We start from the raw sequence: 13,065 nt of genomic DNA, 5'->3' as shown, positions 1-13,065 counted from the left end.
ATCGTATGCGCGGCCAGCTCTCATGCGAAAGCAGCACTCGACTTGAAAGAGCTTCAAGAATTTCAGCGGAAACTCAAGGGCAAAGATCAGTCTTCTTCGCGCAACCACGCGGCGGGCCGCCTTTTCGCGCAAACCGTGCCCGCACCTGCGGCAGAGAGCTCAAAACCAGGGCAGTTCCCGTCAGGGAACCAGTATGGTCGTGCCCGTGGTCCGGCGGCCTTCAAGATCCGCATGGGCTTTGCCCGCGTCCTTGAGTGCATAACGCTGGTTGATCTTGATCTCGACGGCGCCGCTAAGCACGACTTCGAACAAGGCCGCGGCCGAGGCGTCCAGATCCTCGCGTTTTGCATTGTAGACGAACAACGTCGGCCTTGTAGCGAACAAGGAGCCTTTCTGCGCCAGCAGCGACATCGAGAATGGCGGGATCGGTCCCGACGATTGGCCGAAGCTGACGAACATGCCGAGCGGCTTCAGGCAGTCGAGCGAGGCCGGGAATGTGTCGTTGCCGACGGAGTCGTAGACGACGTCGCATTTTTTGCCGCCGGTTATGGCCGCGACGCCGGCGACGAAATCCTGCTCCTTGTAGTTGATGACATGGTCGAAGCCGTGTGCCTTGGCGAGTTCGATCTTGTCGTTCGAACTTGCCGTGCCGATAACGGTCGCGCCCAGATGCTTCGCCCATTGGCCGAGAATGAGCCCCACGCCGCCGGCTGCCGCATGGAACAGGATGGTGTCGCCTGCCTTGACCTTGAAGGTCCGGCGCAAGAGATATTCGGCGGTCATGCCTTTCAGCATCATTGCTGCCGCCTGCTCGTCGCTGATGCCGTCCGGCACCTTGACGACCTTGCTGGCATCGATGACGCGCTCTTGCGCATAGGCGCCTGTGGTGACGGCATAGGCGATCCGGTCGCCGGGCTTCAGCCAGTCAACGCCCTCGCCCACAGTCAGGACCAAACCGGCGGCCTCGCTGCCGGGAATGAGCGGAAACCCGCCGGGCGGCGGATAGAGACCGGAGCGATGATAGACGTCGATGAAATTGAGGCCGATTGCCGTGTGCCTGACCAGGATCTGCCCTGATCCCGGTTGGCCGGGATCGGTGTCCTCATAGGTCAGGACTTCCGGACCGCCATGGGCGTGGATGCGGACTGCTTTGGGCATGGTGGGCTTCCTTGAGAAATTTGCCGATCAGGCTTTTTTGGCACCGAGATTTGGAAAGAACTGCATGATGCCGCCGATACAGGCGAGATAGAGCCCGGTAACGGTAATGCCAATCTTTATGAAGGTGCTGACCTGCGCGCCCAGCACGCCGATCTGGTCATAGAAGGCGGCGAGTGCCGCTTGCGCAAGCGCAAGCGCGCCGAAAGCGCACCACAAAAGAGTCATTGCGAGATTGATGCGCCGCAGCCGCACCACCCTAACCGGATGGATGAAGTTGATCGGAACGAATGTCAGGATGCCCGCCACCACGACCACCGCGAACGAGACCCATTGTCCCGGCTCGATGACGAACAGCGTGAACACCACCATGTTCCAGACAACGGGGAATCCCTTGAAGAAATTCTCCTTCGTCTTCATGCCTGTGTCTGCATAGTAGATCGCGCTGGACACTACGATGATGGCCGCCGACAGGAACGACAGGCCCTCGCCCATGAAGCCGCGCTGATAGAGCGCGAAGGCCGGGATCAGCACATAGGTGACATAGTCGATGATGTTGTCGAGGAGCTCTCCCGACCATGTTGGCAGGATTTCCTTGACCTCGAGCTTGCGCGCGATCGGCCCGTCTATGCCGTCGACGAACAGCGCCAGCCCCAGCCACCAGAACATGGCCGTCCAGCGCTCCTCGCTCGCCGCCACCAGCGACAGGAAGGCCAGGAACGAACCGGAGGCGGTCAGGAGATGCACCGAAAAGGCGCGCGCCTGCGGCCAGGTGACTTTCTTCTTCGGCCGCGGAATCCGGTCGGCGATTTTCTTGGCGGCTTTCCTGGCCGTTGTGTTCTTGCTCACGGGCCCTGCCAGTCCAGCTTGCAGATTTCGGCTGAACGGCCGCCGAAATTCCAGTTGCGACCAAAGGCTCGCATCTTGCTCTTGTCGGACTTGGCCACGATGATCTCCGGCGCGATCCAATATTCGGAATTGCTGATCACCGTGTCCTTGTCGCGGTCCTTGCCGGCAATTGGCGTGACCGCCCCATCGATGATCTTCGGTATCTGGAAGATACGCGTCTTGTCGCGTGTCTCATAGGTAATCGGCACTTGTTCGACACCGAGGAATTTGCCGACGAGGATCGAAAGCAGCGACGTCGTCCCGCCCGCCTTGCCGGTGAAGATCTTCGTCAACGCCTTGACGGCGTAGATCGAGGCTCTGACGTCGATGAACAGGCCGGCGGTCCAGTTGCCGCGGCTCATATAGCCGGGAATTTCCATGATCAGCCCGAGATTAAGGCCTGACAGGTCGACCTCTCCGAAATGACCGGCATCGATACGGAAACCCGCCCAGGTCTGGCAATAGCCTTCGGTCGGAGGATGGCTGCCCAGCGACAGCACGCAAGGGCAAAAAACCGTGCAATTGCAGGAGAGTACGAGCTCCCCCTTCATTGCCCAGCTCGGATCCGTCATCGAGTTTCCCCCACTCATAGCGAGACTACTAGCAGCGCGGCTGCCCAGACAAGCAGTATCGCACCGGCCAGCCGGGTTGGAAGCCTGCCCGCGGCTTGTTTTTCGATCAGGGTGAACAGGCCGATCAGCGCCATCCAGAAGACGTTCATCACGCCCACGGCGAACATCACCAGCATCAGTGCCCAGCAACAGCCAAGGCACCAGATGCCTTGCGCGACGCCGAGCCGGAAAATGGCTGCAGGCCGCGCGCTCCAGTTGGAAAACAGAATCGCGAAGGGGTTCCTGCATTTCTTCAGGCAGGCCTCCTTCAGGCCACTGAACTGGTAGAGGCCGGCGACCAGCAAGGCGACAGCGCCGGCAATGCCCAGAACCGGATCGAACATCTGGCCTGACGAGGCGAACGCATCGATGGCGAGCGTCAGCGCCGCAAACCCAGCCGACGCGGCCAGCCATGTCGAGAGATAGCCGGCGACCAGCACCAGCGGATGGACGACCGGCTCATGCCTGATCCTGGCCGTATCGGCGATCTCGCAATAGGTTCGGATCATCGGCGCCGCCGAGGCCAGCATCGTCGCGGTCGCCATCAGGAACCACATTGCCGTCAGCGCACCGGCGCGCGGGCCGATATCTCCGTCCAGGGGCGCGGCCGAGAGGCAGAGGGCGAAGAACCGGGCCAGCGAATCGGGCAACGGCAGCTGCGGCAGGGTTTTCAACAAGGCGTCGCCGGGCGCGCCGATACCCGCGGCGCGTCCCTCCGCGGCGCGGACCGCCATTGCGGCCAGGGACAGCCAGGCAAGCAGGATGCCGGCGCCGACAACGAGGTTCACCGTCAAACGCGGGTTGCGTGCGATATCGGCCGTCGCACGGCCTGCGCTGTCGAGATGGCTGAAGTCGTCCTGGCGGCCGGTCATGACCTTCGAATGGGCCGAATCGCCCCGTTGATCAAGCCGTATGACCTGACCTATATGCTCATCGAGTGGCGGGGCGCGTGCGCTGCCCCGCATCGCAAGCCGGAAGTCGATCTTGGAGCATCAGAAAACAGCACGGATACTCATCGCCGGCACGGGGCCGGCAGGGCTGATCGCCGCGCTCGGTTTCGCCGATGCCGGCTTTCCGGTGACGCTCGTCGGGCCGGAGGCATCCGCCCGCGATGGCCGCACGACGGCACTGATGAACCCTGCCTTGAAGGTGCTTGAGCGGCTGGGCGTCCTCGCCGACATCAAGCCGCAGGCCGCGCCCCTCAAGGTGATGCGCATCGTCGACGCGACCAACCGGTTGATCCGCAGTCCGGTCGTCACCTTCCGCGCCAGCGAGATCGACGAGGATCAGTTCGGGCTCAACCTGCCCAATAGCGTCCTCATTCCCGCGCTCGCCGGCAGGGTTGCCGCGCATTCCGGGATCGCGTGGCTGACATCCATGGTCGATGCCTGGCATCTCGGCGCCGATAAGGCTCGCGCGGCCCTTGCCGACGGCAGCGTGATCGAAGCATCCCTGGCGGTTGCCGCCGACGGACGCCTGTCGCCGGCGCGCCAGGCGGCGGGAATCTCGACCGCGGCGCGGACTTATCCTCAGGCAGCGCTGGTGCTCAACTTCTCCCACGGCCGCGATCATGCCTTCACCTCGACCGAGTTCCATACCGAAACCGGTCCGTTCACGCAGGTTCCGCTGCCCGGCAACCGCTCGAGCCTGGTCTGGGTGGTCAAGCCGGAAACCGCCACGGAACTCGCCGCGCTGGATGATGCGACGTTGTCGCTGCGGGTCGAGCAGCGGATGCAGTCCATGCTGGGCCGGGTGATGGTCGAGCCAGGCCGGCAGGTCTACCCACTCGCAACGGCGACGCCGCTGCGTTTTGCGCGCGACCGGGTGGCACTTGTCGGCGAAGCCGCCCATGTGTTTCCGCCGATTGGCGCGCAAGGGCTCAACCTTGGCATCAGGGATATCGACGATCTTATTGGAATCGCGAAAGAAAATTATGAGGACCCAGGGGCCGCGAAAGCCCTCGCCATCTATGACTTCAAGCGCCGGCCCGATATTCTGGCGCGCAGCAGCGCGGTCAATCTACTGAACATGTCGCTGCTTTCCGACCTGCTGCCGGCGCAGATGGCGCGCGGTGCCGGGCTCGGCGTGCTTGGTGGTTTTGCACCGCTTCGCGCTTTCTTCATGCGCGAAGGGCTCCGTCCCGGCAGCGGGTTTGCGGCGCTTGGCGGTGGCTTGGGAAAGCAAGCGCGCCAGCAGTGAGCTTGCGAACACATTTGCTGCCGGCAGGCATCGATGGCCGGCAACTCGCCCACAATCTTTGCTCCGTATCACACGCAGCTTGAGGACGCTCAAAGCTTCGGGATTGAATTGATTCGGAGTCTGCGCCAAATAAAGCTAAGGAATTCAGTGGTGAGTACGATGAGAACAGCCAAATTCGCGATCGGACAGGTGGTTCGTCATCGGCTGTTTCCGTTCCGGGGTATCATTTTCGATGTCGATCCGCAATTCGCCAATACGGAGGAATGGTACGAGGCGATCCCCGTCGACGTGCGCCCGCGCAAGGACCAGCCGTTCTACCATCTGCTCGCCGAGAATTCGGAAACCGAGTACATCGCCTATGTGTCCGAGCAGAATCTGCTCGAGGACCAATCGGGAGAACCGGTCCGCCACCCGCAGATCAAGGAAATGTTCGACAAAAAGCCGGACGGACGCTACGAGCCGAAACGGCAGTCCAGGCATTGATCACCTCAGGCACTGATCAGTGAGTCAGGTGCAGAAGCAAAAAAGCGGGGCATGACCCCGCTTTTTTGTGGCTTTGAGAATGCCCGAACCGATCAGTTCGCGGTCTTCGCCTTGTCCTGCTCTTCCTTGAGCTTCTTGGCGAAGTCCTGGTTGTTCTTGGCGACGAAATCCTGGAGCTTCTTCTGCCGGTCCTCGATGTCCGACTGCTGCAGCGGCGGGCCGTCATAGGCGCCGCTGAAGCCCTGCAGCGCGACCTTGATCGGATTGGGCTGGTTCTGGAAATTGATCGAGGTCAAGGTGAGCGCCTGGCCCTTCTTGAAGGAGGCGACGAGCTGGTCGGTCAGCGGCACTTCCGCCACGCAGCGGTCGGGGAAGCAGACCACATATTCAAGCTTCTGCGTTTTGCCGGTATCGATCTGGAGGCCAATGCCGGCACCAACCAGACGACCGGTCGGAACCGTCACCTGGAAGACCTTGCGGTTCACCTTGCCTTTCAGCTCGATCAGGCTCACGCCGGTGACCAACTGGCCGTTGCCGGCGGTGGTGATGTTCTGCACGTTGCAGATGTCGACGTCTTCCTGCTTTGTGCAAGCCTTGAACCAGCCCTGCGGGATCTGTTGTTGCTGCTGTGCGGAAGCAACGGGAATTGCCGCGCCCAGAAAGCCGATCACGCCAGCGGCCATGACCGACAGGCGGTACGCATTGCTGTTCAGGCTCGTCATGTCGTGCACTTCCTCTCAAATGATCCCGGGGACCCGCTTCTTCGCGCCGTGTGGTCCAGCTACCTGTTGCCGAAATGAGGCAACAGAATGACTTCGGACGGCGTGTTACACTGCAAGCGGTGCCGAATCCAGCCCGCAATCTGCGATTCTTGGCAACGAACATTGGCGGTGCCCCATGCTAGTGTGCGCACCGAATCATCAAGCCGACCCGGTAAGGAGACGGTCATGGGCCGCGTTCTCGTTTGGCTGATCACCGCGACATCATTTTTCGCCCTTTCGCCCCTGCCGGCGGCGTCGGAACCCAGATATGCAATTGCCATGCAGGGTGAGCCGGCCCTGCCGCCCGACTATGCGCATTTCGACTACGTCAATCCCGACGCGCCGAAGGGCGGCAGCATTACCTATTGCGTCGTCGGCAGTTTCGACAATCTCAACCCCTTCATCCTGAAGAGCCTGCGCACCACGGCGCGCGGTATGATGGACACGATCTTCGGCAATCTGGTCTTCGAGCCGCTGATGCAGCGCAATGCCGACGAGGCCTTCACGCTCTATGGCTTGCTTGCCGAGTCGGCCGACATGGATTCCGAGCGCAAGAGCATCGAATTCCATCTCAACCCGAATGCCAAATGGTCGGACGGCCAGCCGGTGACGCCGGAGGACGTGCTGTTCACCTACGATGCCTATACGCAGAAAGGCCGTCCGCCCTACAGCGACCGCATGGCCAGGATTGCCAAGCTTGAGAAGACCGGCGACCACAGCGTGCGGTTCACCTTCAACGACAAGGCCGATCGCGAATTTCCGCTGATCATCGCGCTGACGCCGATCATCCCCAAGCACGCCTTCGACATCGAGACTTTCGACAGGACGACGCTGAAGCCGTTGATCGGCAGCGGCCCCTACAGGATCGCACAGGTGACGCCCGGCCAGCGCATCGTTTTCAAGCGCAACCCGGACTATTGGGGCAAGGATATTCCGGCCAAGCGCGGCTTCGACAATTACGACCAGATCACCATCGAATATTTCCTCAATGCCAATGCCAAGCTCGAGGCGTTCAAGAAAGGCCTTTGCGCCATCGACGACGACAGCGATCCGGTGAAGCGCGAACGCGATCTGGATTTTCCCGCTTTCCATAGGGGAGAGGTGGTTGCCGAAACTTTCGACACCGGTATTCCACCCGTCGTGACCGGTTTCCTGTTCAACACGAGGCTGCCGAAATTCTCGAACCCCGTGGTGCGTCGGGCGCTCGGCATGCTCTACGACTTCGAATGGGCCAACAAGAACCTGTTTGGCGGCAAATACGCGCGAACGATGAGCTACTGGCAGAATTCCGAGCTTTCGGCGCTCGGCCATCCGGCCGACGACAGGGAAAAAGCGTTGCTGGCGCCCTACCCCGGCCGGGTGCCGGCCGACGTCATGGACGGAACCTGGCGGCCGCCGGTGACCGATGGCTCGGGCCAGGACCGAAAGGTGCTGAAAGCGGCTTTCGATCTCCTGAAAAGCATCGGCTACCACCTGCAGGGCGGCACGATGCTCGACCCCGAGGGCAAGCCCTTCGGCTTCGAGATACTGACCGCCTCGCAGGACGAGGAGCGTCTCGCCGGCATCTACCAGCGCACGCTGGAAAAGATCGGCATCGGTGTCTCCATCCGCAGCCTCGACGGCGACCAGATCCAGTCGCGCAAGCAGCGTTTCGATTTCGAGGTGCTGATCGGCTCGAGCGGCTTCAACAATTCGCTCTCGCCCGGCATCGAGCAGATCGGGCGTTGGTCATCCTCCGCCGCCAAGGCTGAAGGTTCGTTCAACCTCGCCGGCGTCGCCGATCCCGCGGTGGACGCTGCGATCGAGGCCATGTTGCGCGCCCGCACCAAGGAGGATTACATCGCCGCCGTGCGCGTTCTCGACCGGTTGCTGATCTCCGGCAACTACATGGTGCCGATGCAGCACAACACGCAGCAATGGATCTCTTACTGGAATTATCTGGACCATCCGCGAAAGACGCCCATATTCGGTTACCAGTTGCCGACCTGGTGGCGAAAGCCGAACTGAGCATGGGCCCGAGGAGTGGAAGCCGGGTTCTCCGTGAAGTGCACGGCACCCAAGACGTTCAGGAGATCGAGATGAGCCAAGCGAATGCGATCACCATAGACGTGGTGTCCGACGTCGTGTGCCCATGGTGCTTCATCGGCCAGAAGCGGCTGGACAAGGCAGTCGCCGCCGCCGGCGAGGTGGATGTGCATATACGCTGGCGGCCGTTCCAGCTTGACCCGACCATTCCGCCGGAAGGCAAGGATCGCCGCGAGTACATGCTGGCCAAATTCGGCAGCGACGAACACATTCGCCAGATCCACGCCCATATCGAGCCGCTCGGTGAAGCCGAAGGCATTTCCTTCGCTTTCGGCGCCATCAAGGTCGCGCCCAACACGCTTGATGCCCATCGCGTCATCCGCTGGGCCGGTGCGGCCGGCGAGGACGTGCAGAACCGGCTGGTGCGCCGCCTGTTCCAGCTGAACTTCGAGGAGGGCGCCAACATCGGCGATCACGCCGTGCTGGTCGAGGCGTCGCGCGAGACCGGAATGGACGCATCCGTTGTCGAGACGCTCTTGCCGACCGATGCCGATGTCGAGGCAGTTCGCACCGAGATCGCCACCGCGTCGCGCATGGGCATATCAGGCGTGCCATGCTTCCTGCTGGAGGGCAAATATGCGGTGATGGGCGCGCAGGACGTCGACACGCTCGCTGACGCCATCCGCCAGGTAGCCGCCGCCAAGGCGCGTGGCGAACTGGAAAAAGTCGACTGAACCCGATCTTAAACGCAGGATTTTCAAGCAGCCCTCCCCGGGCGTGAGGCAACGCCTGGCCCCCGTGGGTTCCGCGATCATTGGCTTTGCCGACGTCGCGGCCTGCCTTGACGCCGCCGGTCCGGTCGATCGCTGGGTTGCACAGCGTCTCAGGTCATTTCCGGACTTCCGGCGGGGACATGCCGGCGAGGAATCAGGCGTCCAGGGCGACGTGTTTTCCGGAATTTTGATTAGCCTGCAATGAAAAGCCGGCTTGCCGGGCAGCCCAAGCGGGTCACAAATTCGTGCGAACGCTTTCCCTAGGGGAAGGTAGAAACGTCGCGCTCTGATGCCGCGTAATTACCTGACATCACTAGCTTAAACCGGCTTTTCGTCGGCTTTGGCGCGACGCTCGGGAAGCCGAACCTGTTGCCCGGCAGCCACGGCATCCACCTCAATCCCGCTGCCCCCCTATAAAAAATAATGGAAAATGATCAATTGGTGTTACCATCCGTAACAATACAAAAAAGGTTTGGGCGGGATTGTGATTCGGGTCGACAGACCACCGCAACTGTCAGGAACAGATGGACTACACAGCGATGCCGCAAGGCGGTCGCTTCTGACCCCGGTTTCCTCGATGCGCAGCTTCTGGGGCCTGATGCGCGCCTACTGGGTCTCGGACCGGTGGAAGGAGGCCTGGACGCTGACGCTGGTGATCGCGCTGCTCACCGCTCTGTCCAGCAAGGCCGGCGTCTGGTTCGCAGAAGCGTCCGGAGAACTGGTCAACTCGATCGCCTTCTTCCACGACGCCGCCAACACCACCCCTCTCCAGACGCTTTTGGCCAATGCCGGTATTTTGGTGCTGCTGGTCGTGCTCAAGGACGCCGGCTTCACGGGCATCCGCAATCTTGTCTCGGCAACCTTGCACCGCAAATGGCGCGGCTGGCTCGACAGCCGTTTCAACGAGGCGCTGCTGGACGGCAACCACACCCATTTCCACGCCCAGCATGCCTCGACCGGCAATGGCGCGCCGGCCCCCGACAACATCGACCAGCGCGTCCAGGAATCGATCAAGGACATGACCGGCGGCGCCATCGGCCTGGCCATGGGCGTGCTGGGTGTCGCCACCTCGCTCTATTTCGTCGGCCAGAAGCTGCTCGAGACCTCCGTCGAGGTAAAGGGGCTCGAATTCCTCGGCAGCTATGGCAGCGCCATCCTCGCCCTCCTTGCCGTCGCCATCTATGTGCCGCTCAACACTTGGATCGCGGTAAAGCTCGGTGGCATGCTCGAGCGTCTCAATGTCAGGATGCAGCAGGCCGAAGGCAGTTACCGTGGCGAGCTGACGACATTCCTGCGCCGCAGCTTCCATGTCGCGGCTTCACGCGGCGAAGGCGTGCAGAGGACCATGCATGGCCGCCTCTATGGCGATATAGACGGCACATGGACGCGGCTCAACATCGTCAACACCATCTACATGTCGTTCGAGCTGATCTACAATTTCATCGGCGCCCGCATTGTCGCCTATGGGCCGGGTCTTGTGCCGTTCATCCACAACGGCTTCGACCTGAAGGGTTACATAACCGGCTCCGAACTGGTCAATTCGCTGATCGGCCAATGTTCGTGGTTCATCCATGTCATGCCCGCCATCGCCACCCTGCGCGCCAACAGCCAGCGTGTCACCGAGTTGGCCAATGCGATCGAGAACGTTCAGCACCCCCAGGAATTCTACAGCCAGAGCGGCCGTTCCGACTTCCGCTACGCCAGCCAGAACCCGGTTTTTGGCTTGACCATCCAGAAGCTTGAACTGGCGCATCAGGGCGAGGACGCAACGCCTTTCCTCGTAGCGGCGAACCTGCGCTTCCGGCGCGGCGAATGGACCTTCCTGAAAGGCGAATCCGGCTGCGGCAAGACCTCGCTGATCAAGGCCATCAACGGCCTGTGGCCCTACGGCCGCGGCACCATCGTCTTCCCCGAAGGGGTGAAGAGTTTCTATGCAGCCCAGGAGGTCAAGCTGCAGCAGGTGACCCTGAAGCAGCTGGTCTGCCTGCCGGGCTCCGAGCACGACCATGGCGACGCGCAGGTCGCGTCCGCGCTGCACAAGGCGGGTCTGGGCGACTTCATCGAGAATATGGGCGACGAAAGCCGCGAAGGCAAAAGCTGGGATCAGGTCCTGTCCGGCGGTCAGAAACAGAAGCTGGTGGTGGCCCGCATCGTGCTCCATCAACCCGGGCTACTATTCCTGGACGAGGCGACCGGCGCACTCGATCCGGAGGGCAAGGTTGCCTTCCACCAGGCGATCAAGGACAACTGCCCCGATGTAACGGTGATCAGCGTCATGCATGAAGCGGTGGCGCCGCGATCGGTCACCGGCGCCGAGTTCTACCACTCGATCGTCGCGATCGCGGACGGCGTCGCCACCAAGAAGCCGCTGGTGCCGAGCCTGCCTCCCGAGCTCACCACCATTCTCGCACAGCCAGGGCCGGTGCCAAGGCCGGTCGACGACAAATGGCTGCGTTTTCCGCGCCGGCTGAAGCAGAAGTAGCCGGACTCGCCGCGGCATAGGCCGTCCAGCCATTTTACCGTTTCGGCGCGATACGCTTCAGCGATCACAGTCTCGCGACTGGGGCATGTTGCCCGCATTTTCCTCGATCACCTCGATTGACAGGGCAAGGCGAGCTCCTATGTTGCGCCCGCTCGCAGACATCAAACTCGAACCCGCGAGCGGAAAGGTCACCGCGCCATGCCTGGCGACAGTCACAGTCGAACGCAACCGCCGTCCGCCCTGACGTGACCTCGACCGTTCACGTCTTGCCGGACGGCAAGGAGTGAACCATGAACGATTTTTCCCCCGTAGCGGACGACGAGGCCGTCGCCATCGCCCGCATCCTTGCAAACGACCATGTCGCAGACGTGGTCGAAGCGCTCAACCGCGAGTCGCGCGAAACGGCGACCGAGCTGCTTTGCGAAGTGCCGTTCGAACGGCTGGTCGATATCTTCGACCAGCCGGAGCTCGAGGGCGCGCCAGAGCTGGCGGAGGCCTTGCCTCGCGCCAAGGCGGGCAAGCTGCTTACCGCCATGTCGGTCGATCGCGCTGCCGACATCCTGCGCGGTCTTGACGAACCCGCCCGTTCCGAGCTGCTCGGCGTGCTGGCGCCCCCGCTGCGCGCAACCCTGCTCTCGATTCTCGGTTACCCCGAAGGCAGTGCCGCTTCGATCATGACGACGGAGTTCGTCAGCGTGCCCTCGGACTGGACCGTCGGCCGCACGCTCGACTACATCCGAAAGGTCGAGCGGACGCGCGAAACCGTCTACGCCATCTACATCGTCGATCCCGAGACGCATCTGCTCATGCGCTCGACCGGCCTGCGCCGGCTCATCACCGGCGAGCCTGACGATTCGATCCTGTCGGTGGCGCCGGACCGCGTGCCGGTGACCGTCACGCCTTTGACCGATCGCGAAACCCTGGCGCAGACGATTTCCAAATACGATCTGCTCGCCGTTCCCGTCGTCGACCATGGCAAGATCCTCGGCATCGTCACCATCGACGATATCATCGACACGATGATCGAGGAGACGACGGAGGACGTGCATCGCTTCGGCGGCATGGAGGCTCTCGACGAGCCCTACATGAAGATGAGCTTCCTCGCCATGATCCAGAAGCGCGCCGGCTGGCTGTGCGCGCTGTTCATCAGCGAGATGCTGACGGCCAATGCGATGCAGAGCTATGAGAGCGAGCTGGAAAAAGCGATCGTGCTGACGCTCTTCATTCCGCTGATCATGAGCTCCGGCGGCAACTCCGGCTCGCAGGCGACCTCGCTGGTCATACGCGCGCTGGCGTTGCGCGAGATCGGCCTGGGCGACTGGTGGCGGGTGGCGCTGCGCGAACTGCCCACCGGCCTCCTGCTCGGGGCGATACTCGGCGTCGTCGGCATCTGCCGCATCGCGCTCTGGCAGTATTTCGACTTCTACGACTACGGCCCGCACTGGCCGTTGATCGCCGCGACGGTCGGAGCGGCATTGGTCGGCATCGTCACCTTCGGCTCGCTGTCGGGTTCGATGTTGCCGTTCGCCTTGAAACGCGTCGGCTTCGACCCGGCCAGCGCGTCGGCGCCGTTTGTCGCCACGCTGGTCGATGTCACCGGGCTTGTCATCTATTTCTCGGTGGCGCAGGTGATCCTGCGCGGCACGTTGCTGTAGCAGCTCTCCTAGCTGCGTCGCGGCAAGTACCTT

General features: G+C 62.1%; 11 protein-coding genes. 6 read left to right on the top strand and 5 right to left on the bottom strand.

All coding sequences use genetic code 11. The annotated features are described in order from the left end of the window. Positions 1-180 precede the first annotated feature (180 nt). From FJ428_RS16540 to FJ428_RS16525, 4 genes are read right to left on the bottom strand one after another with little or no spacing between them, the layout of a single operon-like run. A complete protein-coding gene (locus tag FJ428_RS16540; RefSeq protein ID WP_140498604.1) occupies positions 181-1,158 on the bottom strand; it encodes a quinone oxidoreductase in 978 nt (325 codons plus the stop codon). 27 nt (positions 1,159-1,185) lie between these two features. Beyond that, a complete protein-coding gene (gene pcsA / locus FJ428_RS16535; RefSeq protein ID WP_140498605.1) occupies positions 1,186-2,004 on the bottom strand; it encodes a phosphatidylcholine synthase in 819 nt (272 codons plus the stop codon). After that, the gene (locus tag FJ428_RS16530; protein WP_140515399.1) at positions 2,001-2,615 is read right to left on the bottom strand and encodes a DUF1326 domain-containing protein; all 615 of its coding nucleotides are present in this window, start codon (positions 2,613-2,615) and stop codon (positions 2,001-2,003) included. Before FJ428_RS16530 ends, pcsA begins: the two co-directional genes overlap by 4 nt. Positions 2,616-2,629: 14 nt before the next feature. Next, positions 2,630-3,526, bottom strand: coding sequence for a DUF2182 domain-containing protein (locus FJ428_RS16525; protein ID WP_181167318.1), 897 nt, complete (start codon positions 3,524-3,526; stop codon positions 2,630-2,632). 112 nt (positions 3,527-3,638) lie between these two features. Here FJ428_RS16525 and FJ428_RS16520 point away from each other — a divergent pair, with 112 nt between their 5' ends. Continuing rightward, entirely contained in the window at positions 3,639-4,853 is a 1,215-nt protein-coding gene (locus tag FJ428_RS16520; RefSeq protein ID WP_140879801.1) for a UbiH/UbiF family hydroxylase, read from the top strand. A gap of 159 nt (positions 4,854-5,012) precedes the next feature. Beyond that, positions 5,013-5,336, top strand: coding sequence for a heat shock protein HspQ (hspQ, locus tag FJ428_RS16515; RefSeq protein WP_181165343.1), 324 nt, complete (start codon positions 5,013-5,015; stop codon positions 5,334-5,336). Positions 5,337-5,428: 92 nt separating this feature from the next. Here the strand turns inward: hspQ and FJ428_RS16510 are convergent, their stop codons facing one another. Beyond that, positions 5,429-6,058 carry an invasion associated locus B family protein gene (locus FJ428_RS16510; protein ID WP_140498608.1) on the bottom strand — a complete coding sequence of 210 codons (630 nt, stop codon included), beginning with the start codon at positions 6,056-6,058 and terminating at the stop codon, positions 5,429-5,431. 225 nt (positions 6,059-6,283) lie between these two features. Here FJ428_RS16510 and FJ428_RS16505 point away from each other — a divergent pair, with 225 nt between their 5' ends. From FJ428_RS16505 to mgtE, 4 genes are all read left to right on the top strand, one after another. After that, positions 6,284-8,104 (top strand): extracellular solute-binding protein, encoded by a 1,821-nt coding sequence (locus tag FJ428_RS16505; protein WP_140879800.1) that lies wholly within the window; start codon positions 6,284-6,286, stop codon positions 8,102-8,104. A gap of 71 nt (positions 8,105-8,175) precedes the next feature. Further along, the gene (locus tag FJ428_RS16500; RefSeq protein WP_140879799.1) at positions 8,176-8,856 is read left to right on the top strand and encodes a DsbA family protein; all 681 of its coding nucleotides are present in this window, start codon (positions 8,176-8,178) and stop codon (positions 8,854-8,856) included. Between the two features lie 616 nt (positions 8,857-9,472). Continuing rightward, positions 9,473-11,377: an ABC transporter ATP-binding protein/permease gene (locus FJ428_RS16495; protein WP_181167317.1), complete on the top strand. Its 1,905-nt coding sequence runs from the start codon at positions 9,473-9,475 to the stop codon at positions 11,375-11,377. A gap of 290 nt (positions 11,378-11,667) precedes the next feature. Beyond that, positions 11,668-13,032, top strand: coding sequence for a magnesium transporter (gene mgtE, locus FJ428_RS16490; protein ID WP_140879797.1), 1,365 nt, complete (start codon positions 11,668-11,670; stop codon positions 13,030-13,032). Positions 13,033-13,065 lie beyond the last annotated feature (33 nt).

This window comes from Mesorhizobium sp. B2-8-1 (assembly GCF_006440955.1).
Classification (GTDB): domain Bacteria; phylum Pseudomonadota; class Alphaproteobacteria; order Rhizobiales; family Rhizobiaceae; genus Mesorhizobium.
This window is presented reverse-complemented; position numbering and strand designations above follow the sequence as displayed.

Bases quoted from the DNA above. Each gene is read 5' to 3' on its own strand.
- FJ428_RS16495 (WP_181167317.1), top strand. From the start codon at position 9,473: ATGCGCAGCTTCTGGGGCCTGATGCGCGCCTACTGGGTCTCGGACCGG.
- FJ428_RS16540 (WP_140498604.1), bottom strand. From the start codon at position 1,158: ATGCCCAAAGCAGTCCGCATCCACGCCCATGGCGGTCCGGAAGTCCTG.
- mgtE (WP_140879797.1), top strand. From the start codon at position 11,668: ATGAACGATTTTTCCCCCGTAGCGGACGACGAGGCCGTCGCCATCGCC.
- FJ428_RS16500 (WP_140879799.1), top strand. From the start codon at position 8,176: ATGAGCCAAGCGAATGCGATCACCATAGACGTGGTGTCCGACGTCGTG.
- FJ428_RS16525 (WP_181167318.1), bottom strand. From the start codon at position 3,526: ATGACCGGCCGCCAGGACGACTTCAGCCATCTCGACAGCGCAGGCCGT.
- hspQ (WP_181165343.1), top strand. From the start codon at position 5,013: ATGAGAACAGCCAAATTCGCGATCGGACAGGTGGTTCGTCATCGGCTG.
- FJ428_RS16505 (WP_140879800.1), top strand. From the start codon at position 6,284: ATGGGCCGCGTTCTCGTTTGGCTGATCACCGCGACATCATTTTTCGCC.
- FJ428_RS16510 (WP_140498608.1), bottom strand. From the start codon at position 6,058: ATGACGAGCCTGAACAGCAATGCGTACCGCCTGTCGGTCATGGCCGCT.
- FJ428_RS16530 (WP_140515399.1), bottom strand. From the start codon at position 2,615: ATGACGGATCCGAGCTGGGCAATGAAGGGGGAGCTCGTACTCTCCTGC.